Consider the following 23,923-nt stretch of genomic DNA (forward strand, 5'->3'; position numbering starts at 1 on the left):
CGTTCGTTCTCCACTCGATCCCGCATGAACTCGACCGCCCGACTCGTTCCTGACGCCCGCCTCGTGCTGCTGTCGCCCCATCTCGACGACGCCGTGTGGTCGCTCGGCGGCGCGGTGCCGGCGTGGCGCCGCGACCGCGAGGTCACGATCGTCACGCTGTGCGACGGCGACGCGGAGCCCGCCGTCGCCGCGCGCCTGACCGAGCCGGCGCACCGCTGGCGCGCGTTCGGCGGCGTCGCCGCGCGGCGCGACGAAGACGCGCGCGCCGCGGCCATGCTCGGGTGCGCGCGCATCGGCCTCGGCCACCGGGACGCCGCACTGCGCGCGTCGCCGGACTGTGAATTCGAATGCCCGGCGCCGGACGCGCTGTTCGCGGCGCCCGGCGGCGCCGGCGCGCCCACTGTGCCGGACGCGCTCGAAGCGCGCCTGCGCGCATTGCTGCGCCCGGATGACCAGGTCATCGCGCCGCTCGGCTTCGGCGGCCACGTCGACCATTGCATCGCCCACCTGCTCGCGCGGCGCCTGCCGCACACCGTCGCGTACTACGCCGAGTTTCCGTATTACGCGCCCGCGCATGCCGCCACGCTCGCCGAGCAGGTTCGCGCGCTCGGGCTGGCGGCGATGCCCGTCGCGCTCGAATGCGACTGGCCGGCGTGGGTCGACGCGAGCCTCTGCTATCGCAGCCAGGTGATCCGGCTGTTCGGCGGCCGCGCGCGCTTCATCGACGCGCTGTCGGCCTACGCCGGCGATACGCCGCGCTGCCTGATCTGGTCGACGCGCTGACGGTAGCGCTCGACCGAGCCGGCCGGCGACAGCAGCGCATCGAGCGCGTCCGCCTCCGGGCAGGCCGCGCGCTGCTGGAACCGCCGCAGGTTGTCGTGGTGCTCGTCCCAGCGCGCGGCGTTGTAATGCGACATGTGGTAGCCGCGCGCCTGCGGCGCGAGCCGCACCGGCACCCCGGACGCCCACAGGCGGAACGCGAAATCGATGTCCTCCATCCCCCAGCGGGTGCCATAGGCCTCGTCGAAGCCGCCGCTGGCAAGCCAGGTCGCGCGCGGCACGGACAGGTTCGCGCCGGCGCACGCGAGCCACGGCCAGCGGGCCGCCTCGGCGTGCTCGGCGGCCTGTTCGAGCGGATTGGCGACGGCGCGCGCGGCGCCGGGCGACCAGCATCCGGCGCGCAACGCCGCCGCGTCGATCGGGGGGCAGGACGGGCCGCCGAGCGCCGGATCGTCGACGCGCAACAGCCCGATCAGCTCCCTGAGCATGCCGTGCACGAGGCCGGGCTGCTCCGCCTGCGCGGACCGGTGGCAGGCCAGGAAGTCGGCCTGCACGAGGATGTCGTCGTCGACGAACACCAGCCATTCGCCGCGCGCGACGGTTGCGCCCGCGTTGCGGGCCGCCGCGCGGCCGACGCCGGGCGTCTCGACGACGCGTGCCGGCGGCGCGGCGGCGATCACCTGCCGGACCGCCGGCGTCGCGTTGTCCGCGACGATGACGAGCTCGACGTCGCCGCACCCGGACTGGCCGGCGAGGCCGGCCAGCGTCAGCGCCAGCCGGGGGGCCTTGCTGTGCGCCGGAACGATCACGCTCAGGCTCATGCCGCCACCTCGCCGGCCCGCGCCGGTTCGGTGGCCGGGCCGCCCGCGCCGGCCCGCGCGGCCGCCGGGTAAAGCACGGCCATCGCCGAGCCGAGCGAGCGCAGCTTCCGGTAGTCGGCGGACAGCGCCGCGCGCTCGCCCGCCGCCGCGCGGCCGGCAAGCGCCAGCGCGTCGCGCACGAAGGCCCGATACGGCGCGATGCGCTCCTCGGAAGGGCAGGCAAGCGCGTGCACGGCGCCGTCCTGCGCCAGCGTCAGGGTGGGCTCGCGCACGCCGTTGGTGCTGAATCCAAACGTGCAGCGCAATGCCAGCTCGCCGTTCTGCCCGTATGCGTGGATCACGGTTTCATCGTGTTCGCGATGCGACGCCCAAGCGGTCGATACACGCACGACCGCGCCCGTGTCGGCGAGCAGGCAGCCGAACAACTGCGTGTCGACGCTGAGCTCGGCGTCCGGCGCCGTGGCGTCGTCGCCGCGCCACGCGGCCAGTTGGGCCGCGGGGTCGCCGGCCGTCATGACTTGGTGGCTGAAGCCGGCCTGCACGAGCGGATAGTCGAGCAGGCCGAGACCGACTTCGAGCAGATGCCAGCCGAGGTCGCCGCCGGATCCGGCGAGCGCGCTGCCAGCACGCGTGAACCACGAGCCGGGGCGCGGAATGCCGGCGCGGCGACGCCAGCCGACGTCGATGCAATGCGGCGCCCCGAGCGCGCCATGCCGGGCGTGCTCGTACAGGCTGCGCACGTCGCCGCGTCGCGACGAGGCCGACGTGACCCACAGCCCGCGCTGCCGCCGTTCGCTGAGGCCGACCAGGAACTCGGCCTCGGCGAGGCTGAAGCAGGCCGGCTTGTCGACGATGACGTGCAAGCCCCGCTCCAGCGCGAACGCGGCGTGCTCGACGTGATGGGCGTTCGGCGAGCAGACCAGCGCGAGATCGCAGCCGTCCAGCGCCGCATCGTCCAGCGCGTGATGAACGCGGATGCCTGGAAAGCGCGCCGCCACCGCATCGCGCGCGTCTGCCGACGGATCGACGACGCTCGCGAGCGTGGCGCCGGCCTCCTCGAGCAGCGGGAGCCAGACGTTGCGGGCGACCCAGCCGCCGCCGATCGTCGCCGTGCGCATCGCGGTCACGACGCGTTGACGCCGTCGAGCACCTTGCGGAGCGCCTCGGCGATGGCCAGGGTGTCCTCCCGCGAACCCAGCAGCGCGCGATGGTGGATCCAGATGCCGTTCGCCGCGATGTGCTCGGTCGCCGGGCAGGCCTGGACCAGCGCGTCGTGCGTCGTCGCCGGCGCCGGCGCGATCCAGAAGCTCGGGATGCGATACAGCGCCTGATACGCGCGGAATGCCGGGATCCCCTCGGCGATGAGGCAGTCGACCACGCGGTTGCGGTCGAACAGGCGGCCGTGCCGATCGCGCTCGAGGGTCAGGATGGTCATGTAGTGCGGATGGACGGTCGCATGCTCGCCGTGCTGCTGCTGGCGGATTTCCGGCATGCGGGCGAGCGCGTCGCGCAGGATCGCGGCATTCGCCTCGCGGGTCTGCGTCTGCGCATCGAGGCGCGCGAGCTGCGCGCGCAGCACGGCGGCCGAGAACTCGCTCATGCGCGCGTTGGTCCCGACAACAGTGTGCTGGTACGCGCGGTCGCCCTGCGGCCGGCCGCAATTGCTGTACAGGAAGATCCGCTCGCGAAGCGCGGCATCCGGACAGGTGATGATGCCGCCTTCGCCGGCCGTCATCAGCTTGAAGTTCTGGAAGCTGAAGCAGGCGGTCGTGCCCCATTCGCCGATCCGCAGGCCGCGGGCACCTCGTGCGCCGTGCGCGTGCGCGGCGTCCTGGATGACGGCCAGCCCGTGCTTGCCGGCGATCGCGAGCACCGCGTCCATGTCGCTGAAATGACCGGACATGTGGACCGGGATGATCGCGCGCGTGCGCGGCGTGATCGCGGCCTCGATCGCCTTCGGGTCGATGCAGTAGGTCGTCGGCAGCACGTCGACCGGCACCGGCACCGCCCCGATCTTCTGGCAGGCCATCGACGTCGAGATGAATGTGAAAGCCGGCACGATCACTTCGTCGCCCGGTTCGATGCCGAGCGCGAGCAGTGTGAGCTCGATCGCGACCGTGCCGTTCGTGACGGTCACGGCATGCTCGCAGCCGTGATGCGCGGCGAATTCCTCTTCGAAGCGCAGGTTTTCCTGGCCCGTCGCGCGCCACCACTGGCCCTGGCGCAGGCTGCGCAGCAGCGCGGTTTCTTCCTGTTCGTCGTAGTGCGGCCACGCCGGAAATTCGCCGGTCTTGACCGGGGTGCCACCGTCGATTGCAAGTTTCATGGGGAGTGTTCCGGAAAATTGTGAGGGATCGGGGCGGCCGCGCCGCCCCCGGTTCGTCATTGCAGCAAGGTGCCCATTTCGCACTGGGGCGCGGGCGCGCGACCGAGCAGATGCGCGATCGTCGGGGCGATCTGCTGCAGCTGCGCGTCGCCGCCCGGGTCGGCCATCGCGTGCGCGCTGTCGACCAGCACGAAGCCCTGGTCCCGGTGCCAGCCCGACTGGGCGGTCCGGCGCACGTGGCGTGCCCAGCGCGGATCGCCGAGCGGCGGGCGCTTCGCGTTCGCCGGCTTGACGATCAGCGTGGGCGCGAGATGCCGGTGGTCGCCGACGTAGAGCTCGTCGCGGTGATGCACGCTCGCGAGCACTGGCGTGCCGTCGTCGAAGCGCAGCGCCTGCAGGAACGCGCGAACCTCGTCGACTTCGCTGTCGCGGGCGCCGTGGCCACCCAGCAGGTCGCCGCGCAGCGCGATGCCGTGCGAGCCCTGCACCGTCTCCATCGCGAGGCTGCGCGCGCAGTCGACCTGGCCGTCGCCCGCGAGCACCTGCAGGCCGCCGGCCTGCAGCGCCGCGTCGATCGAATGGAAGCCGTCGAGATCGCCGAAGCCGATCTCGGAGAACACCAGCGTCGCGTCGGGCTCGAGCGACTGCAGGCGCCGGCAGGCCGCGTCGACGAAGTCGTACGCCTGCAGCACCACCGGCCGCCGCGCGGGATCGTCCTGGCGCATCTCGTACCACAGGAAATGCGATACGCGATCGATCAGCGTGAGGTTGACGATCATCACGTCGGTGTCCGCCGCCAGCTCGAACGCGGTGTCGAGCTGCGCGGACGCGACGCGCCACGCATCCTGCGCGAACGCGTCGAACGACTGGCCGGTGTAGAACAGCGTCACGTCGTGCGCGTAGCGGATGCCGCGCCGGTGCAGGTCGGAGAGCAGGCTGCGCGGATAGCTGGTGTTCAGCGAATACGACATCGGGTACGTCACCAGCCGGCCGTTCAGCGGCTTGGGCGGATGGGTCAGCTGGACGTTCACGACGCTGAAGCGCAGGTCGCTCAGCTCGGGCCATTCCCACACGCGCGCGGCCTTCACGTCGCCCGTCTCGAGCACGCGCGGCAGCTCCCCGTCGCCACGGGTGCTCCAGTACGAGAAGCAGCCGTGGCGCCCCGGATTGACGCCGGAGAACGCGGTGGCCAGGTTGCTCGGCTCGTACGGAACCGGCCCGCAATCCAGGCGGCGGTAGCGCGACGCGCGCAGGCGTTCGGCGAACCACGGCAGGTGGCCGCGCTGCACCTGATGCTCGAGGACGACCGGGTCCATGCCTTCGGCGATGATGATGAGTGCTTTCATGGGACAGGAGATCAGGGGCGCGCGGCCGGTTCGACGGCCGGCCGGCCGGCGCCGCGCATCAGCCCGGTGGCGGCCAGCAGGTAGCCTTCGCTGCCGAGGCCGGCGATCACGCCGGCCGCGAGCGGCGCGAGGATGGACGTATGGCGAAAGCTCTCGCGGCTCCAGATGTTCGACAGGTGGACTTCGATCCACGGCGCCGGAAAATCCTCGAGCGCGTCGCGCAACGCCCAGCCGTTCATCATCAGCGCGCCGGGGTTCAGGATCAGCGCGTCCACGTCGCGGCGCGCCTCGAGGCAGTCGATGATTTCGCCTTCGTGATTGCTCTGGAACGCGACGACCGACCACCCGCCGGCCTCGGCCAGCGCCTCGAGGCGCCGCGTGATGTCGTGCAGGGTGGCCGTGCCGTAGATGTCCGGCTTGCGGCTGCCGAGCCGACCGAGATTCGGGCCGTTGATCATCAGGAGGGTACGCATGACAGGGGCATCCTCAGCAGTGACAGGAGATCGGCCGGCGCGGCGAACCGCACGTCGACGGGCATCGCCAGCACGTGCGCCGGCGGATGGTCCCACAGGGCCAGCGCGGTTTTCATGCCGGCGCGCGCGCCGCATTCGAGGTCGGCGGCCGCGTCGCCGACGAACAGCGTGTCGGCCGGCGTGAGCGCCAGCGCGTCGGCGATGCGCAGCGCCATGTCGGGCGCCGGCTTCTGGTTTGGCACGTCGTCGCTGCCGAGCACCATCGCGAAATGGCAGTCGATCCGCAAGTGCTCGAGCAGCGCGACGGCACGCGCGTGATCCTTGCCGGTCGCGATCGCCATCGGCACGCGGCGCAGCGACAGCGCTTCCAGCATCGCGACGATGCCGTCGAATACGCGCACCCGGTGCATGTTGCGGATGCTCTCGCGCTTGAATGCCGCATGCATCTCGAGCGGCAGCCCCATCTGGCGCATGATGTTCGGGAAGCTCTGGCCGAGATAGCGGCAGTATTCGCTGAACGGCGGCGGCGCGCCGTCGCCGACCACCTCGTCGTACGCGGCGAAATACGCGCTGCGCATCACGTCCTTGCTGTCGATCAGCGTGCCGTCCAGATCGAAGATGACCGCGGACAACGTGTCAAGCATGCGATGCCTCCCGCGGCGAAGCCGCATGGTTCAGCGTCGCGTCGACGGCCGTCAGCATGCGCGCCGTGTCGAGCCGGCGCGGCGCGAGGAACGCGCGGATGCGGTCGATCTCCGGCGCGGGAGCGGCCAGCATCGATTCGTAGTGCAGCGTGTGCAGCCGCATGTTCGGCCGCGCGTCGATCCACGCGAGCGTTTCATCGACATGGCGGCGGTACACGTCCTTGAGCTTGTCCGCCGCCGCGTCGTCCCACGACGCGTCGGAGAGATGCAGCGCCATGTCGCGCTGCGAGCGCACGATTTCGTCGAGGTCCCGGTGAAGGAACAGGATCGAATAGCAGCGCGTGGCCGGCAGGTGCCGCACGAACCGCGACACGGCCTTGACGGCCTTGCCGGCCGCGCTGTCGATCCAGTTCACGTAGCCGTGCCGCTCCTTGATCGGCTCCCATTCGAAATAGCCGTGCGGATTGCGCGAGTTGCCTTCGCGGATGTGATCGGTCAACGGCTCGATGCCGCCGAACGCGAGCACGCGCATCAGCATCGACGTGCCGGAGCGCGGCAGGCCCGAGACGACGGTGACCGCATCGTCGCCCCAAGCATCGTTCGCGAGGACTTCCATGCAGGCTAGGGATTTCAGCATGCCGTTCTCCCCGGGCGGGCGCGGTGCGTGCGCCGCTTCATGCGGTGGCCGCCGGCAGCCGGTTGCGGATGTACTGCTCGAGCGTGTCGACCGAGCTGACCAGGTCGATCGACAGGTCTTCGTCGTCGATCTGGATGCCGAATTCGCCTTCGACGCGAATCAGCACTTCGAGCGCGTCGACCGAGTTCAGGCCGAGCGTCTCGATCAGGTTCTTGTCCCGCAACGCGTCCAGCGTCACGTCGCGTTGCGTGACCGCGGAGAACACGTTGATCAGGCGTTCGGAAATTTGCATGGCTCAGGTCCTTGAGTAAAAGTTCACACGATGGGAAACCGTGGCGTCGTCCTTCATGACGTCCTGTTTCCGGAAGCCCAGGTTCAGCATCAGCAGGTCGATGCTCGATTCGGTGGGATGGCAGGTGCCGCCGTGCGTGATCCAGTCGACGCCGATCGCGGCGCCCGCGCCGTCGCCGAGGAACAGCTCGTCGACGACGACGACGCCCGCGGTCGACAAGCGCTCCGTCAGCCGCAGCAGGTTCGACGCGACGTCGGGGTGGTGCACCGCGTTGTCGAGGATCACGACGTCGAGGTCGCCGGCGCCGGCGCATGCGTCGGCGAGCGTGCAGCACCGCACGCCCGGCGCCGGTTCCGCATTGAGCCCGCCGACGAGCACGCATCGGCCGTCGCGCACCAGGCCTTGCGCCGCGAGGCGCGCCGAATAGGCGCCCGACGTCGCGCTGACGTCGAGCACGCGATACGGCCCGGGGTGCAGCGCCGCGAGGCGCCGCATCGCCAATAGCGCGGCGCGCTGCTTGTGCGGCCCGTTCATCGCGCGCTGGTAACGCGCGATGAACGCCGGCGACGGCGCATGCGTTGCGAGCGGTCGCGCGCGCCGGCCCGCCTGCAGGATCGCGCGCAGATCCTCGGCGCGGTTCCAGCTGCCGGCGGCGTCGGCTTCGAGCCGCACCAGGTCGGCCACCGCGTCCGGCAGCGGCGCGGGCGCACCGTCGGGCGCGTCGCTCAGCAATCCGCATTGCGCCGCGACCGACAGCAGCTCGCCCAGCGCGTCGGCGTGCAGACCGCTTTCGTACGCGAGCTGGTCGACGTTCGCGACGCCGTCGAGCCGTTCGAGCACGCCGGAGCCGCATAGCGCGAACAGCAGCGCGGAGCGCTTGTACGCGCCGGCCGCCTCGATCAGCCGTTCCGGCGCCGCCCAGCGGTAGACCGGGCTGCGCGCAGCCTTGCCGTTGGCGGTGCGGCGGATGGCGTCGACGGCTTCAAACACGTCCGGAACCTTGTTCTCGCGCAGCCGCTCGCGGCAGAACCGGCGCACCGCGCCGGCGTCCCAGGCGAGCCCGGGGCGCGGCACGATCGACGCGAGAATGTGGTCGTTGCCGTCGCCGCGACGCGACTTCACGCTGCGCACCTGGCAATCGTCGACGAGCGGGCACTCGCGCAGCACCGCTTCGATCTCGAACGGCGAGATCCACGCCTCGCCGCGGCGGATCGCGGCCGTTTCGCGGCCGACGATCTGATAGCCGTGCTCGCCTTCGCTCACCAGGTCGCCGGTCGGATGCAGGCGTCCGTCCTCGAGTTCGATCACCAGCGGGAAGGCCGACGCGTCGCCCGGCCTTGCGGCGATCCGCAGGCCCGGCATCGGTCGGCCGATGCACAGCGGCGGCAGCGGCGCGATGCCCGCGAACATCGCGCCGGTCTCGGTGCTGCCGTAGTTACGCGACAGCCCGAGCCCGAACGCGGCCTGGAACTGCGCGTCGAGCGGCGCGTCGACCGGCCCCGCGCCCGCCATCGCCACGCGCAGCCGCGCCGGGCGCGCACCACTGCCGGCGCGGCGCGCAAGCAGCGACGCGATGAACGGCGTGAGCGCGCAATGCGTGGCGCGCTGCCGCAGCGCGTCGACGGTGCGGCCGAGTTGGGTCGGCGCACAGATCTCGAGCGCGCAGCCCGCATCGGCGGCGGCCCAGAGCCAGCCCAGCACGTATGCGTGGTAGACGGGCGCGACGAGCAGCACGTGATGCTCGGGCGCGAGCCCGAGCAGGTCGATGTAGCGGCGCGCTTCATGCCGCCAGCTCGCGACCGGACGGAACACGACGGCCGGCCGGCCGGTCGAGCCCGACGTCAGCAGGTGCAAGCCGCTTTCCAGCGGGTTGTCGCCGGAAAGCGCCGGCGCGGCCGCGATGCGCTCGATCGTCAGCGACTGGCCGTCCGCCAGGCGCCAGAGGGAGTCGGCGCCGATTTCGCGCGCGTAGCCGCGCGCCTCGTCGGCCGTGCTGTCGGCTGGCAGGACGAGCGGCGAAATGCCGTGCGCCAGCAGGAAGAACAGCAGCGCGGCATGCGGCAGCGTGTTGTCGACGTAGACGACCGCCCGCGTGCCGATGCCGTGCTCGGCGGCCAGCGCGTCGCGCCACGCGGCGAGCGCCGCCGCGCCGGCATGGCGCGCCGCCACCTGCTCGAACGACGGGTCGCCCGGCGGCGCGGGCCGCGCGATGAATTCAGTGTCCGGCATAGTGGGCCTTCTTGGCTTCGAGCAGGCGGCGCACGCCGGGCGGCGCATAGGACGGCGCGCGGCACAGCTCGTCGAGCGTGATCTGGTCCTCGAAATACAGGCTGAGCGTGTCCCACGGCGTGAAGCAGCCCTTGCACGCGTCGAGGCGCGGGCGCTCGCCCAGCAGCAGTTCGTAGAAACCGGTGCGGTTGACCTGCTCGAGCGCCGCTTCCCAATGGTCCGTGGTCAGGTCGCCCATCTTGTGGAACCAGATGTTCGGGCAGGGCGTCACGACGCCGTCGTCGAACGTCGACACGACGAGCCGCGGCAGGTGGCAGCGCCACGAGCGCACGCCGTCGCGATAGAACGCGATCAGCCGGTCGAGATAGGGCCTCGGCGGCAGCACGTGCGCGAATTCCGCGAGCATCGACGGCAGCGCGTCGATGTGGTGGTACTGGTCCGGACGCACCTGGAATCGCTCGCTGTCGGGCCCGCGCACCGGGAACGGAAACAGCTGCGGCGGATTCTCGCGAAACTGCCCGCACCACTCGACCAGCGCGCGCAGGTAGGGCGCGCTGCGATCGTTCAGCACGCCGTAGATTTCGAGCGGCAGGCCGGCCTCGACGATCCGGCGGATCCGGTCGAGCACCATCGAATGAATCGATTCCGACTGCACGCGGTAGCTGTTGCCGCGGTAGTCGCTGCTGTCGAGCGACACCTGCACGGTGATGTTGCCGAGCCTGACGAGCCGCTCGATCTTGTCGTCGGTCAGCGGCAGCGCGTTGGTCTGCACGATCAGCGTTTCATAGCGCGGCGCCATCTTCTCGATGAACGTCATGATTCCCTTGACGATGAAGATCTCGCCGCCGGTGAGCTTCAGCAACGGCGGGGCGAGCGCTTCGTCGACACGCTCGACGATCGTGTCGAGCCGCGTGCCGAGATCGTTGCCTTGCACATAGCGGGCGATCGTCGGCGTCTGGAAGATCAGCTTGCCTTCGTGCGACGCCTTCAGGTTGCTCTGCCCGGTCAGGCAGTATTCGCAGCTGAGGTTGCACGCGTTCTCGTTGATCACCAGGTCGTTGCCGAGCAGTTGTCTGGCGACGTCGGGTTCATGCGCGAGTGGATTCATGGTCGGACCGCCTCGTCGGGTTGGGAATGGAATGGTCGGGAGCCGGCCGGCCGCCACCCGGCGGCGAGCTCGGCGTCGAGCGTGCGCAGCGCGTTGAGCGCCGCGCGATACCGGGCGTCGACGGCCGGCCGCTCGGCGAGCACGTCCGCTTCGGTCAGCACACCCTGCTCGGCGCGTAGCGTCAGCCGCGAAATCAGCGCGAGGTTGAATTCGGCGAGCGCGTCGCGCAGCGCGCGCACTCCGGCTTCAGCCGCCGTGATCGCGCGCGCGCCGGCCGGCGTAGCGGCCCGGCGCTTCAACCGCGACAGGCGCAGGCTGAAGGCCGGATCGTTGCGCTCGAATTCGAATACGGGCGGCAGCGCACCGTCCGTCGACGCGGCGTCCTTCCTGAACAGCAGCGGCATCGACGCGGCCAGCGCCGCGATGCGCGCATCCTGGAAGTCGTACGCGAACGGGTCGAGCGATAGCGCGTAGTCGTCGTGCAGCAGCCGCTCCGCGCGCAACGTGTCGAGCACGCTGGCGCCGGGGTAGAGCTCCAGCGGCGTCGTATAGCGGCGCAGATGCTGGCCGAGGAAGCGGTGCAGGAACGCGTTGTTGGCGTAAATCTCGTCGAACGACGACCATGGGTGGTACGCGATGAAACCGAATTCGACGTGAATGCCGGCGCCGCGCAACAGCCCGATCGCGCGAATGTTGTCCTCGACCGTCGATTTCTTGTTCCAGCGGTCGAGGCCGCGCTGCGAGCCGGATTCGATGCCGATCAGCACTTTTTCGAGCCCCGAGCGATGGAGCAGCGCCAGCAGCGGCCGATCCGCCTCGTGCCAGCTCCGCGCCTGCGTGCAGCAGCTGTAGTGGATGTGCAGCCCGCGATCGAGCATGCCTTGCGCGATCGCGCCGATGCGGCGCTTGCCGAGCGTGCCGCCGCCCGGATCCTCGAACGTCGAATCGACGAACTCGAAGGTGTCGACCCGGTACTGGCGGTGCAGCCGCTCGATTTCGTCGAGGATCCGCGCGGTCGAGCGCGTGCGCCACAGCTTCCCGCCGTTGATCTTGTTGCCCGCATGCGGCGCGTTGCAGAACGCGCAGCTGCCGCTGCAGCCGCGCGTCGTCGCCACCCGCATGCTGGACAGGCGGCCGTCGTTCGCCTCGTACTGGTCCCGCATCGCTTCTGGCAGCATGTCGAGCTCGACGACCGTGCGGCCGACCGGATTGTCGACACAGTCGTCGGCCGCGCGCCGCCAGCTCAGCGCCGGCACGTTCGCGAAGTCGCTGTCCTGCCAGAGGGCCTCGACATAGCGCACGAGCGGCACGTCGCCTTCGCCGCGCACCAGCGCGTCGAGAAACGACCAGTTCGGATTGCGCAGCAGCTGCGAGCCGAGCGAGGTCGCGAGCGGGCCGCCGGCCAGGAACGCGGTCGCGGGCCCGAGGTGCGCGCGTAGCGCATGGCCGAACGCCGTCGCATGCGAGATGCTGACGGTCGTGAGCGACAGGCCGACGAGGTCCGGCCGGAATGCCCGGATTCGCTCGATCGCGGCGGCATCGCCGGCGCCGCCCGCCGGCACCTCGACGATGCGGCAGTCGATGCTCAGGCGGCGCAGGATCGCGACGAGATAACTGACGCCGAGATGCTCGGAGCTGACCACGAGATCGCCGTCCAGCAGCACCGGGAAGCAGACCCGCATCGGCCGCGGATGCGTGAAGTCGACGGCCGAGCGCAGCGGATCGGCGTCCTCGTCGCCGGGCGCGGCGAACGGGATCAGCGGAATCACGGGCTTGATGTGAAGCACAGCCGGCATGTCAGAAATAGCCGATCTGTTGCAGCTGGCTGTCCATGAACGCCGATTCGGCGTCGGTCATGCGCCGGCCGCCGGCGTGCTGCTGCGCCGCCTCGCGGGCGACATCGCCGCCGGGCTCGACCAGCCAGTGGCCGTCGAGACGATCGGGCACCGGCAGGCCGAGATGGGCGAGGATGGTCGGGTAGATGTCCTCGATGCGGGCGAACAGCGCCGCGCCGCGCGGAAACGCCGGGCCGGCGACGAACACGATGCCGTCCGGCCGGTGCACGCCGCGCTGCGCGGGCTCGCTCCAGATCGCCCCGGTCAGGTTCGGCGTCGGCATCACGCTGAAGTCGCGCGGAATCAGCAGGTAGTCGGGCGCGTCCGCCAGCCGCGCGCCGCGATACACGTGCTCGCGCTTTTCCAGCCGGAACCAGGGCTGGCCGTGCGCGTCGACGACGGTTGCGAGCGCGTCGGCCAGCGCGCGCTCGGCGTCCGGCAGCGTGTCGGCATCGAGCGTGCCGTGCGCGTCACGGCCCTTGAGGTTCGCGTTCAGGCCGAAGCAGCCGGGCGTCGGCATGTAGAAGCGGGTCTGCGCCCACGCGACGGTGCGACGGTAATGGACCGGCGAGTCGAACCACGCGCGCTGCGTCGCGTCGTCGTTCGCCAGTTGCCCGCCGGCGCCCGCTGGTGCGAATTCGGTTGCCAGCAGGCCGTGCTGCTCCAGCAGCTCGTGCACGTTGAAATCGGCATCGCAGCGGCCGAAGCCGTGGTCCGACGCCACCACGAACAGCGTGTCGTCGTCCACCAGTTCGAGCAGCGTGCCCAGCGCGCGGTCGACGTCGGCGTAGATGCGCTCCACGTCGGGGCCGGGGTGTGCGTCCTCGCCCCAGTAGTAGTGGCTCACGCGGTCGATCTCGGTAAAGACCACGAACAGCGCGTCGACGGGGCGGTGCTGCTGCAAGTGCAGGCAGGTGCGCGCGCGGTCGTCGATGAAGCGGCGCGCACGTTCGACGTAGTCGTCCTGGCCGCGGTACATCGTCACGATGTCCGAGTGGTAGTGCAGGCCCGCGGCGGCCAGCTCGCTCATCAGCTCCGGCGGCTCCGTATAGCGCAGCGTCTTCGACAGCGGCCAGCTCACCATGTAGCCGTCGCGCAGCGGCGCGGGCGGATGCGTCATCGGCACGTTGTAGACGCCGACGCGGTAGCCGTGGCGCTCCAGCGTGCGCCATACCGGTTCGCGGCCATAGTCGGCGACGTTCATGCCGCGCGCCGAGTAATCGCCGGCCTGGGTCGACCAGAATTGGTAGATGCCGTGCTCGCCCGGCTCGACGCCGGTAAACATCGACGCCCAGCCCGGCGCAGTATGCGGCGGAAAGGTCGACTGCAGCACGCCCGATGCGGCACGCGCACGCAACGCCTTGAAATTCGGCAACCGGTCCCGCGCGATCAGATCGTCCAGGACCGTTGCCGACGCGCCGTCGATACCGAGTACCAGCAGCTTGAGCGCATTCGATGTCGTCATCGACTGTGGCGCGGCGCGTGCCGCGCTTCCATGGTGAAGGTTTGAGGTGTCCGGCGCCGCGCGCGGCGGCCGGAGCGTCATCGTTTCCGGGACGGCTTGCCGGGCTGGCCGGCAAACCGGATCGAGTGCGCGAGCCACACACTCAGGCGTGCGGTGTCGTCCAGCATCGCGTCGGGCACCAGCACGTACTGGCGGCTCGGCGGGCTGGCCGGCTCGTACCGCAGCGGCCGCGCGCCGCGCTCTTGCAGCAGCGCGGCGTAGTGCACCGGATCGAGCTTGATCGCGAGGCCGACGTTGGACAGCGACGCGAACGGCTTGCCGTTCGCATACGCCATCACGCCGCCGAACATCGGCCGGAAGCTGATCGCGTTCGGATCAGGGGCGGCCAGCATCACCGGCGCCTGCAGTTGCCCGGGATCGTGGTGCATGGCGAGTGCCTCGCGTCGGGCGATCAGCGCAACGGCGTCGCCAGCTCGACCAGCACACCGTTGTTGTCGAGCACATAGCCGACCTTTTGCCCCCAGGGCTTCTCGATCGGCGCCTTGACCGGCGTGGCGCCGTTGGCGACCGCGTGCGCGTAGGCCGCCTCGATCTCGCGGCTGACCAGCACCACCTCGATGCCGGCAGGCATTTCGCCGGCCAGGTTCTTGCGGTACTGCACGGGCACGCTGGTCGCCGCGAGCTCGTCGCAGACGAACGCGAGCGTCGTGTCGCCGGTTTCCATTTCGGCATACTGATTGCTGTCATGCACGAAGCGGCGCGTCAGGCCGAAAGCCTGCTCGTAGAACGCCACCGTTTGCAACACATCGTTCGTATAGACGATTACATAGCCAAGCTGCATCACTTCACCTCGGGTGTGGAACGGTTTTCAAAAGCGGCGGGCGCCGCGCTTTCTCCGGACAGGGCGGCGAAGCCGTCCCGGTACGGGGGGAACGTGTGTACGCCGCTCACGAGCGGCTGGCATCCCCGGATCACGCCGCGCCCATGACCGAGCGGCTTGGTCAGGACGATCGCGAGGAACATGCGCGTCGCGCCCAGACACTCGACGAGCCGGTCCGCGCGCGCGGCGCTGTCGGGCGCATCGCGCAGGATCGCCGTCACGGCTTGCGCAAAGGCGAGATCGGGCACGATCCACGCGTGCGATTCGCCGGCCGCGTCGCGGAACGCGAGCTTCACGAGATGCCGCTGGCGCGTCGTGCGCAGCAGCTCGATACGCTCCGGCGTGGCCTCGATCAGGGCGGCGCTGCGCGCGCCGGCGAACGCGGCCGCGACGCTCGCGTCGCAGTGCGACGACAGCCAGGCCTCCAGCCGGGACGCGCCCCAGTCGCCGACGGCCTGCGCCGCGGGCAGCCATGCGACGCGCTCGCGATCCTCCGGGCGCCGGTCCGCGCCGCGGGACGGCGCCAGCCGGCAATGCACGGGGCGACCGTACGCGTAGCGCGGCGCGTCGCCGGCCACGTCGGCCAGGTACACGGGTTCGGGCCTCAGCCACCGGCCGTCTGGCGTCAACCCGGCCGCGCAGCCGTAAGTCGCGTCGACTTGGGTGATCGCGAGCGGCAGCAGCGTCACGTCCTCGCATCCGGCGGGATCGGCGTCGTGCGGTGCGCCTGCCGTCGTCATCGGTTCGTGCATATGGCGCACCTCATGGCGCCGACGCGCAGACCAGCGCGCCGGGAACGAGCGGGAACCGCCGGCTCGCGACGGCGGCGAAGCCGTGCCGCGCGAGCCGTTCGCACATGTCGCGGTCGGTCAGCGCGAACTCGGCGCCGACGCAGGCCCAGTCGACGGTCATCAGGTCAGCGGCGCTGAAGCAGGCGGGATCGAGAAACTGGTCGTAGACGACGAGCCGCGCGCCGCTGCGCAGCCCGCCGCGCAGCGCGTCCAGCAGCGCGTCGATCTCGCGGTCGCTCAGCAGGTGCAGCACGTTCGACACGATGGCGGCGTCGGCCGCGGCGATTTCGGTGCCCAGCGCCTGCGGCTGGGTGATGTCGTCCGCGACGAAGCGAAAGCGTTCGCGATCGGCCATGCCGGCGACGCGCGCATCGAAATGGGCCGCGACCGGGGGGCGGTCCACGACGCAATAGCGGGTGTGCGGCAGCAGCGCCGCCAGCTCGCCGGCGAGCGCGCCGTCCGCGCCGCCGATATCGAGGATGGCGCCATGGGCCGGCATCGCCGCGTAGCGGTAGACGTGCAGCGCGAGGGCGCGCGCGGAGGCCGCCATCGCCTGCTGATAGCAGGTCAGGAACGCCGCGTCGTCGATCTGTTCGAGCGGGCGCTCGGCCACGCCGGTCTCGAGCGCGGCGCGCAGCGAGCCGTGGTCGGCATGCCACCGGCGCAACCGCGATTCCATCGCCACGACCGGCAGCACGGCACGCGTCGCGGACGGCAGCGAATACGCGGCGCCGCTGCGCTCGAGCACGCCGACCGTCGCCAGCAGTTCGAGAAACCGCGCGAGCGGCGCGGCGCGCCAGCCGCTCGCCGCCGCGAGCGCCTCCGCCGTGGCCGGCGCCTGTTGCAGCCGCGCCAGTGCGCCGGTCTCCGTCAGCGTCATCAGGATGTCGCTGATCTTGTAGGCCATCGCCCAGAACATGGCGGGATTGCCCGACGGCGCGCGCAAGGCCGCATGGGCGTCGATCCGATGCTCGACGGCGCTCATTGCGCGTTCTCCGTGGCGGCGACGATCGCGACGAGCACGGTGCCGTCCGCGCCGGGCGCGACGATCGCCGACGTCGCGCCGCGCGCGATTGCGTCGTCGATCGCCAGCATCGACAGCGCGGCGCGCGGGTCCGGCAAGCCGTCACCGAGCGTCAGGCAGGCCGGCGCGTGGCCGCAGACATCCAGCGCGCGCGTGAGCAGCGGCAGGTAGCGGCCGGCCTCGTGCGCCGCGAGATAGACACGGTCCGGCGTGTATTGCGCGAGATGGTGGCCGAGCCGTTCGGCAAGCGCCGGACGCGCGCCGTCGGCCGCGTCGCGACCGCTCAGCGTGCGCACGTCGAGCAGGCGCGCCAGCGCCCGCGCGCCACGCGCCTCGGCCCGCTCGGCGGTTTCCAACACCAGCGAACCGGCCGCGTCGGCCGGTTCAGCCCGCCCGGGCAGATGAGGCACGAGCGCCGCTTCGAGCGGATCCCATGCGTCGTAGCCGGCGACCAGCGCCGCGTCGGCCCGCTCGGCCCGAATCGACAACGCCGCGACTTCGAGCGCTTGAAGCCCCGAGCGACGCGAGCCCGTCAGCGTATAGGTCGTGCCGGTCAGACCGAAATGCCGGCACACGAGCGCGGCGCCGAGGTGGATGCCGTGGTCCAGCGACATGCTCGGCGTGATGGCCGCCGGATTCGTCCGCAAGCCGTCGCACATCACGCGGCTGGCTTCCGGGGAACCGCCGACGCAGCTCCCGAAGATCGCCGCGAAGCGATCGTCCGGGCAGGGCAGCGCGTCCGGCGCGATGCCGGCGCGGCGCAGCGCGTCGGCGCTCGACGCGGCGGCAAGCTGGGCCGCGCGGTTCATGTAGTGGTAGTTGGATTCGACCGGGTAGTGGCGATAGATGTCAAACTCGCCGAGCCGCGCGGCCGGGCGCGGGCCGTCTTCGCCCACCGGCCGCCAGCAAAACCCGTCGGCCGCGATCGCGCCGCTGCCCGTGATCACGAGCAGCGCGTCCGCGCGCGGCGCGAATGCGTGGCGGCGCGGCTGCCCGTTTGCGGCCGACGACAGCGCGACGCTCGTATTCAAGCCGCCGCCGCCGCACGCGTTCGACAGGCCGAACGCGAACGCGTGGCGCACGCTCGCCGTGCCGACGGGGCGCAAGGCCAGCGCGTCGTCGTGGCGATCGAGGCCGGCGTTGCCGTGCACGAAGCCGTCGCGCATCTGCACGAGCGTGGCGATGACTTCGGTGATCGCGGCGGCGCCCGCGAGATGCGTGGTGATCGATTTGGTCGAATTGACGAGCACCGGCTCGCCGATGCCGCGCAGTCGCGCGATCGCGCCGCATTCGATCGCGTCGATCATGCGGGTGCCGGGCGCGTGCGCGTTCACATAGTCGAGCTGCTCGCGGCCGCGCATGGCGTCGTCGAGCGCGAGCTGCATCGCGCGATACAGGCCGGAGCCGTCTTCGGCCAGCGTGATCGGCGCCGCGCCGCGGTCGCACACGCTGCCGAAGCCGTCGACCCAGCCGAGCGCGGGCGCATGGCCGGCCAGCGACGGCTCGGCCAGCACCAGTGCGGCGGCGCCTTCACCGAGGATTGCGCCGTCGCGATCGGGATGAAAAGGCGCAAGCCGGGTGCCGACGAAGCCGGCGCGCTCCGCGCCCCAGATCATGCTGGGCTTGATGACTTCGACGCCGACCACGATCATCGCCTTGCACTTGCCGGCCCGCAGGAAATCCAGCGCGAGACCGATCGCGATGTTGCCGGACGCGCATGCGTTGCTGATCACGAAGCGCGGCCCGAGCACGCCGAAGCTCGCGCACAGGCGCTGCAGGAGCACGCCGTTCGGATAGGCGCCGAGCGCCGCGCGCGCCGCGTCGTCGATGGCCGACGACGTGTCGAGCGTCGCGTAGCACTGCTCGGCCGCATGGCTTTCGCCGCCCATCGTCGCGAGGATCACGCCGACGTCGTCGAGCGCGGACAGGTCGAGCCCGCTCGCGTCGATCGCCTGCGCCATCGCCGCGTGCGCCATCCGGAACGCCTTCTCCGGCCCGTCGAAGGCTGCGTCGCTCACGAGGCCCGCGAGCGCCTTGCCGCGGGGAATCGGCATGCCGTCGAGCACGCCGACGCGCGCGCGCGCGTTCGACAGGGCGTCGGAGAAGCCCTCCAGCGTCGCGGCGACCGGGTTGACCACGCCGGCGCCCAGCACGGCGACGCCCGCCGCCTCGCTTGCGTTTCGCGCACTCAGCATGGCTTGACCGCCACGATCACGCAGTTCAGCAATTCAGCCGGCGCCATCTTGACCACGGTGGCCGGCGGGAAGCCCGCCGCGTCGAGGCATTCGAGCCAGTAGTCGACCGGCACCGGCATCTCGCCGTCGGCGCGCAGAAACTTCGGCATCAATTCGATCTGCAGCAGCATCCGCGCCAGTCCCGCGGTGCGCAGGTAGTGCATCGCCTTGTCCGACAGCAGCGAGAACATGTCCGCGACCCACGCGGGATCGTCAGGCCCCCCCATCGTCCGGCAGTGCTGGTCGCCATAGATGAACTTGCCGCCCGGTCGCAGCACGCGCATCACTTCACGCGCGCAGATCCGCTTCTCGTCGTGGGTCAGGTGGTGCAGCGCATAGTTGGACACCACTGCGTCGACGGAGCCGTCCGGCAGGTCGATCGCGTGCGCCGAGCCGACGATGCACGCGACGTCCTGTTGGCCGTCGAATTTCGTCCGCAGCATGTCGAGCATCGGCTCGGCCGGGTCGAGCGCGATCAGTTGCGCGTCGGGCCTGGCCGTCGCGGCCGCCTTCAGCAGGTTGCCCGTGCCCGCGCCGAGATCGAGGATGCGGCCGGCATCGACCGGGAGGTGGCGCACGATTTCCGCGAACAGATCGTGCATCTGCGGCACCTTGGCCATGATGGCGTCATAGGAGCCAGCCAGATCCTTCCAGTGCGTGTCGCGATGATCGAGGGTTGTCGACATGAGCATTCCAGTTTAGAGAGGAGACCAACGAGTCGAATTGCGCAACCGATTGCCGAAGCCAGCCGAATCCGGGATCGATGCCATTTTTGTAAATGACCGGCTGGATCGAGTGTGCGGGAATCGGTTGCCGCTTCAAATGGGCAGATTCAATTTAAATGGGCGAGCGGCATCGCAATTCCGAATGAACCGGAATTGAACAGGTAATCGTCGATTATTTCGCCGGACGCGCGATCGCGCGCCTAGCCGATCGTCGAGGCGGCTTGCTTATCCGTGATATATCGCGCGAGCACCTCGAACGAATCCAGCAGATTCGCGGACAGATCGTCCGGGTCTATTTCGATGCCGTATTTCGCCTCGACGCCGATGCTGATTTCCAGCATCGAGACGGAATCGATGGACAGGGCGGCAAGAAGCCCATCGGGCGGCAAGGTCTCCGCCCGGCAATGCAGTCGCAGCGCGCGTATATACAGCCCACGAAGCTGCAAATCAAGGCTCTCGGCCATTATCCCTCCTCAGGCAAGCACGCGTCCGTCGTCCAGCCGGACGCGGACGGTTCTCTCAGTCATTTGTCTATATATATGGCGGATCAGGACAGGATTAATTCTCCGTCATCCTGGATTTCACCGGTTCATCACGAATTTCATTGATGTGCCTGTGAATTATATTCATGCGCTGTTATTATTCGCAACCAGAATTTGCAATCCCGTATCGGCGGAATAGTAAATACAAGACGAATCCGTGCTGACTTTTTAAATCAAAGAAACAATCAAATAAAATGCAGCGAAAGATGCAACATAGCGATCGGGCACGCCCCGTTCGCGCGAACGGACGTCTCTTTCAAGCGTCGTCTGCCTGACGGATCCACCTTTAGAACGATCGACTGCCGCCGTGCCGGCAAGACTGCTATGCGAAATACCACTGACCTTACTCAGGAATTGCTCGGCCTGATCACGGCGATTCCGGCAAGCGTGCGGCGCTTCGACACGGACGCCGACACTGCCGCGCGCCACTACGGCACGCCTCCCGCGATGCTCGACGACCTGACGCGGCGCGGCCTGCCGTGCGCGGGCGCCGAGGGCGCGCGCCGCTACGACCCGTTCGATCTGTCGAACCTTGCGCTGCACCTCGGGCTGCCGTCGATCCAGCGTCTGGCGATGCGGACGTGGGCGCGAGCGCTGCAGCTGGCGGCGAGCCACCGGATCGATGCCGCCACCGTGAAGGTCCTTCCGATCGGCGCGGACAGCGCGACGGCCGATCCGCTCGAGGTGCTGCACGTGCCGATCGCGGAGCACGCCCGTTACGCGGAGGGCCCGGTGAAGGCGCTGCTGGATGCGTGGGCCGGCTATCGCTTCTTCATGTTGCCGGAAGCGTGCCGGTGGGACGTCGGCTTCATCGAGCAGCATCGCGTCTGCGAATGCGGCGGCGCGTCGAAGCGCATGCTGCAGCAGGCCCACGAGCAGGGCCTCGACGCTCGGCAATGCTTCGGACTGCTGCTGGCCGCGCCGTTCTCGACCGGGCACTACTGGACCGAGTTCCGCATCGACGGCGAATGGGTCGCGTTCGACCCGCTGCTGCTGGACATGCTGCATGCCGCATGCCGGCTCGATCCCGCCGCGTGGCCCGCGCATCGGAGCAACGGCGCGGTGCTGCACCGGCTGTGCGTGATCGACCGCTACGACGCGCACGGCGCGCCGGTGCTTGATCGCTACGTCGACGAGCCGTATGTGAGCCAGCCGCTCGTGATCATGGACGGCCAGGCGCTGGCGGTCTCGCTGCCGACCGCATTCGGCACGCCCCGGCCGGCCGGCGACGAAGCGCCGTCGCCGCTGCATGCGCCGGCGGGCGCCCCGTCCATCGGCGCCTGACGGGTCGCGCCCCGTCGCGATACCGGCACGTCAACTTCGGATAGACACATGTTCGATCTCCACGGAAAAATCTGCCTCGTCACCGGCGCCTCGGGTTACCTCGGCGCACAGATCTGCAGCGCGCTCGCCGCGCAGGGCGCGACGGTCGTCGCCTGCCATTTCACGCACCCCGAAGGGCTCGACGCGGCACGCGCGGACGCAGCGGTCGCGACGCGAATCCATTCGGTCCGGCTCGACGTCACGCGCGCCGACGACGTCACGGCCACCATCGGCGAGATACTGAAATCGCATGGCCGGATCGACGTGCTCGTCTACGCGGCCGGCGCCACGTTGCGCAAATCGGCGTTGCTGACCGGGCAAGACGACTGCGATCGCCTGCTCGACCTGAACTTCAAGGCGGTCGCCCAGATGTGCCGCGGCGTGCTGCGCCCGATGTTCCGGCAGCGCAGCGGCCGCATCGTGATGATCGGCTCGACGGCCGGCGAGCGCGGGCTGGCCGGGCAGGGCGTGTACGCGGCGTCGAAGGCGGCGCTGCACGCCTATGCGCGCTCGCTCGCGCAGGAAGCCGGCGGCCACGGGATCACGGTGAACGTCGTCGCGCCCGGCGCGTTGTCGAGCGCCGGCCAGTCGCACTACACCGAGCAGGACGAGGCGCGCGTGAAGGAGCAGATCGGCCTGCGCCGGCTCGGCAACGCGCGCGAAGTGGCGGCCGCCGTCGTGTTTCTTGCGTCCGACGAGGCGTCCTACGTCAGCGGCGCGGTGGTGCCGGTCGACGGCGCGGCGCGCTTCTGATGGTGCGGCTCGGCATCGACATCGGCGGCAGCAAGATCGCGCTGGCCGCGCGCGACGGCTCGCACACGCTGTTCGAGCACCGCGTCGGGCTGGACACGCATCCCGCGCCGGACGAGGTGCTGGCGGCGCTTGCCGCGTATCTCGAGCGGCAATGCGCCGTCCATGGCCGGCCCGCCACGATCGCGATTGCCAGCGCCCCGAACCTGGACCGCGACGGCCGGGTCGAGCGCTGGCCGAATCGTCCCGCGTGGGAGGGCGCGCCGGTCGTCGCGACGCTCGCGCCGTTCGCGCGCGAGCGGATCGTGTGGTGCGATGACGGCACGGCGGCGACGCTTGCCGACGCGTGGACGCTCGGCGCGCGCAACCTGGTTCATTTCTCGCTCGGCACCGGCGTCGGCGGCGGGATCTGCGTCGACGGCAGCGTGCTGCGCGACCGCGAGCTCGGCCATCTGCTCGTGCATCCGCATGGCGCACCGTGCAGTTGCGGTCGGCACGGCTGCCTGCAGGCCTACGCATCCGGCCGCGCGTTCGAGCGCCTCGCCGAGCGGCACCCGGCCGATGTCGCCGCGGCGCGCTGGCTCGACGGCGCGGCCGACGCGCTCGCCGCATGCAGCGCCAATCTCGTCGAGCTGTTCCACAGCACCTGCATCACGCTGAGCGGCGGGCTCGTGCATCGCTTTCCCGCGCTGCCCGACGCCGTCGCGCGCGCGCTCGGCGCGACCTTCCTCAAGCGACCGCTCGCGATGCCCGAGATCCGGCTGTCGCCGTACGGCGGCGACGCGCCGTTGCAGGGTGCGCTGGCGCTGGCCGCCGCGCCGGACGCCGAGCAACGGGCCGCCTGCCGGCACTGGCGCGCGGCATGAGCCCGGTTGCCCACGCGTCCGGCTGGCGAACCGATACGCAGCATCTGCATGCATGCGGGCTGTGGCGCGACGTGCCGGCGCGCAGGTTACGCGCGGATGCGCCGCAGGCGTCCGTCGAATGCCGCGTGTGGTCCGTCGTGCACGGCGACTGGGACGATCGCGGTTGCGCGGCGCTGCTCGATGCGCGCGAGCGTGAACGGATGCGGCGCCTGCCGCTCGAGCGGCAGGCTGCGTACGCGCGGCACCACGCGGCGCTGCGCGTGCTGCTGGCCGAGTGGCTCGGCGTCGCTTCGCGCTCGCTCGTCATCGCGGCGGACGCGCACGGCAAGCCGGTGCTGCCGGATCATCCGCGGCTGCATTTCAATCTGTCCCACAGCGGGCCGTTCGGGGGCGTGGCGCTCGGCGAGTGCCCGGTGGGGTTCGATCTCGAGGCGCCGGACGGCGCCGCCTACGACAGGCTCGCATGGCGGCTGTACGCGTTCGAGGCGGCCGCGCTGGCGAAACGCGGCGGCACGCCGCGCGATCCGCGCGCGTTCGCACGACTCTGGACCGCCAAGGAGGCCTACCTGAAGGCGACCGGCGAGGGCCTGAGGCGACGCCTCGACAGCTTCCGGCTGCGCGTCGGCGCCGACGCGCGCGCATTCGCATTGCTGGACGACGGCGCGGCGCCGCCCGCGCGCGCCTGCCATTTCCTCGTGCTCGACGAGCCGCCGGCGCTCGCGTACGTGGGCACGTTGGCCGTGCTCGCCGCAGCCCCGCAAGACGATCGTTTCACATATGGCGATGCCCGGTCGGGTGACCGCGCATCGCCACTCACCATCGGAGAATGAAG

At 70.5% G+C, this 23,923-nt stretch carries 24 protein-coding genes; 5 read left to right on the plus strand and 19 right to left on the minus strand.

Annotated elements, in window-relative coordinates; translation table 11 throughout:
• Positions 1–24 precede the first annotated feature (24 nt).
• Positions 25–783: a PIG-L deacetylase family protein gene (locus tag WT26_RS03090; protein WP_059807709.1), complete on the plus strand. Its 759-nt coding sequence runs from the start codon at positions 25–27 to the stop codon at positions 781–783.
• Here the strand turns inward: WT26_RS03090 and WT26_RS03095 are convergent.
• The 19 genes from WT26_RS03095 to WT26_RS35155 all read right to left on the minus strand — a co-directional run bounded on the left by WT26_RS03095 (position 738) and on the right by WT26_RS35155 (position 20,074).
• A complete protein-coding gene (locus tag WT26_RS03095) occupies positions 738–1,601 on the minus strand; it encodes a glycosyltransferase family 2 protein (RefSeq protein ID WP_059713114.1) in 864 nt (287 codons plus the stop codon). The genes WT26_RS03090 and WT26_RS03095 overlap by 46 nt on opposite strands.
• A complete protein-coding gene (locus tag WT26_RS03100; RefSeq protein ID WP_157645158.1) occupies positions 1,598–2,719 on the minus strand; it encodes a Gfo/Idh/MocA family protein in 1,122 nt (373 codons plus the stop codon). Before WT26_RS03100 ends, WT26_RS03095 begins: the two co-directional genes overlap by 4 nt.
• A gap of 5 nt (positions 2,720–2,724) precedes the next feature.
• Positions 2,725–3,927, minus strand: coding sequence for a DegT/DnrJ/EryC1/StrS family aminotransferase (locus WT26_RS03105; RefSeq protein ID WP_059886472.1), 1,203 nt, complete (start codon positions 3,925–3,927; stop codon positions 2,725–2,727).
• A gap of 56 nt (positions 3,928–3,983) precedes the next feature.
• Positions 3,984–5,273: an alkaline phosphatase family protein gene (locus tag WT26_RS03110; RefSeq protein WP_069269680.1), complete on the minus strand. Its 1,290-nt coding sequence runs from the start codon at positions 5,271–5,273 to the stop codon at positions 3,984–3,986.
• 11 nt (positions 5,274–5,284) lie between these two features.
• Complete coding sequence (locus tag WT26_RS03115; RefSeq protein WP_059713106.1) at positions 5,285–5,746, minus strand: type II 3-dehydroquinate dehydratase; 462 nt, start codon at positions 5,744–5,746, stop codon at positions 5,285–5,287.
• Positions 5,731–6,390, minus strand: a complete 660-nt coding sequence (locus tag WT26_RS03120; protein ID WP_059713104.1) for an HAD-IA family hydrolase — start codon at positions 6,388–6,390, stop codon at positions 5,731–5,733. Before WT26_RS03120 ends, WT26_RS03115 begins: the two co-directional genes overlap by 16 nt.
• Positions 6,383–7,027 (minus strand): sulfotransferase, encoded by a 645-nt coding sequence (locus WT26_RS03125; RefSeq protein WP_155123037.1) that lies wholly within the window; start codon positions 7,025–7,027, stop codon positions 6,383–6,385. Before WT26_RS03125 ends, WT26_RS03120 begins: the two co-directional genes overlap by 8 nt.
• A 37-nt stretch (positions 7,028–7,064) precedes the next feature.
• The gene (locus WT26_RS03130; protein WP_059713100.1) at positions 7,065–7,319 is read right to left on the minus strand and encodes an acyl carrier protein; all 255 of its coding nucleotides are present in this window, start codon (positions 7,317–7,319) and stop codon (positions 7,065–7,067) included.
• Between the two features lie 3 nt (positions 7,320–7,322).
• Positions 7,323–9,548 (minus strand): class I adenylate-forming enzyme family protein, encoded by a 2,226-nt coding sequence (locus tag WT26_RS03135; RefSeq protein ID WP_069269681.1) that lies wholly within the window; start codon positions 9,546–9,548, stop codon positions 7,323–7,325.
• Positions 9,535–10,656, minus strand: coding sequence for a radical SAM protein (locus WT26_RS03140; RefSeq protein WP_059821079.1), 1,122 nt, complete (start codon positions 10,654–10,656; stop codon positions 9,535–9,537). Before WT26_RS03140 ends, WT26_RS03135 begins: the two co-directional genes overlap by 14 nt.
• Complete coding sequence (locus WT26_RS03145) at positions 10,653–12,452, minus strand: B12-binding domain-containing radical SAM protein (protein ID WP_059879410.1); 1,800 nt, start codon at positions 12,450–12,452, stop codon at positions 10,653–10,655. The genes WT26_RS03140 and WT26_RS03145 overlap by 4 nt, the downstream gene beginning before the upstream one ends.
• Position 12,453: 1 nt before the next feature.
• Positions 12,454–13,956: an alkaline phosphatase family protein gene (locus WT26_RS03150; protein WP_059807684.1), complete on the minus strand. Its 1,503-nt coding sequence runs from the start codon at positions 13,954–13,956 to the stop codon at positions 12,454–12,456.
• Positions 13,957–14,033: 77 nt separating this feature from the next.
• Entirely contained in the window at positions 14,034–14,384 is a 351-nt protein-coding gene (locus tag WT26_RS03155; protein ID WP_060076345.1) for a TfoX/Sxy family protein, read from the minus strand.
• A gap of 23 nt (positions 14,385–14,407) precedes the next feature.
• A complete protein-coding gene (locus tag WT26_RS03160; RefSeq protein ID WP_059713087.1) occupies positions 14,408–14,797 on the minus strand; it encodes a VOC family protein in 390 nt (129 codons plus the stop codon).
• Positions 14,797–15,588, minus strand: coding sequence for a hypothetical protein (locus tag WT26_RS03165; protein WP_155123038.1), 792 nt, complete (start codon positions 15,586–15,588; stop codon positions 14,797–14,799). The genes WT26_RS03160 and WT26_RS03165 overlap by 1 nt, the downstream gene beginning before the upstream one ends.
• 10 nt (positions 15,589–15,598) lie before the next feature.
• Complete coding sequence (locus WT26_RS03170; protein ID WP_059713083.1) at positions 15,599–16,612, minus strand: methyltransferase; 1,014 nt, start codon at positions 16,610–16,612, stop codon at positions 15,599–15,601.
• Entirely contained in the window at positions 16,609–18,846 is a 2,238-nt protein-coding gene (locus WT26_RS03175; protein WP_069269683.1) for a beta-ketoacyl synthase N-terminal-like domain-containing protein, read from the minus strand. The genes WT26_RS03170 and WT26_RS03175 overlap by 4 nt, the downstream gene beginning before the upstream one ends.
• A complete protein-coding gene (locus tag WT26_RS03180) occupies positions 18,840–19,571 on the minus strand; it encodes a class I SAM-dependent methyltransferase (RefSeq protein ID WP_063801057.1) in 732 nt (243 codons plus the stop codon). Before WT26_RS03180 ends, WT26_RS03175 begins: the two co-directional genes overlap by 7 nt.
• A 239-nt stretch (positions 19,572–19,810) precedes the next feature.
• Positions 19,811–20,074, minus strand: coding sequence for an acyl carrier protein (locus tag WT26_RS35155; RefSeq protein ID WP_080405843.1), 264 nt, complete (start codon positions 20,072–20,074; stop codon positions 19,811–19,813).
• A 402-nt stretch (positions 20,075–20,476) separates the two neighbouring features.
• Here WT26_RS35155 and WT26_RS03185 point away from each other — a divergent pair, with 402 nt between their 5' ends.
• The 4 genes from WT26_RS03185 to WT26_RS03200 are packed head-to-tail and all read left to right on the plus strand — an operon-like array spanning position 20,477 to position 23,921.
• On the plus strand, positions 20,477–21,436 hold the full coding sequence (locus tag WT26_RS03185) for a transglutaminase domain-containing protein (RefSeq protein ID WP_155123039.1): 960 nt from the start codon (positions 20,477–20,479) through the stop codon (positions 21,434–21,436).
• Between the two features lie 48 nt (positions 21,437–21,484).
• The gene (locus WT26_RS03190) at positions 21,485–22,228 is read left to right on the plus strand and encodes an SDR family NAD(P)-dependent oxidoreductase (RefSeq protein ID WP_069269685.1); all 744 of its coding nucleotides are present in this window, start codon (positions 21,485–21,487) and stop codon (positions 22,226–22,228) included.
• Positions 22,228–23,091, plus strand: coding sequence for an ROK family protein (locus tag WT26_RS03195; RefSeq protein WP_059713073.1), 864 nt, complete (start codon positions 22,228–22,230; stop codon positions 23,089–23,091). The genes WT26_RS03190 and WT26_RS03195 overlap by 1 nt, the downstream gene beginning before the upstream one ends.
• Complete coding sequence (locus tag WT26_RS03200; protein WP_059713071.1) at positions 23,088–23,921, plus strand: 4'-phosphopantetheinyl transferase family protein; 834 nt, start codon at positions 23,088–23,090, stop codon at positions 23,919–23,921. Before WT26_RS03195 ends, WT26_RS03200 begins: the two co-directional genes overlap by 4 nt.
• The last annotated feature ends 2 nt before the right edge of the window (positions 23,922–23,923 follow it).

Origin of the sequence: Burkholderia cepacia, from assembly GCF_001718835.1 — a bacterium.
Taxonomy (GTDB): Bacteria; Pseudomonadota; Gammaproteobacteria; order Burkholderiales; family Burkholderiaceae; genus Burkholderia; species Burkholderia cepacia_F.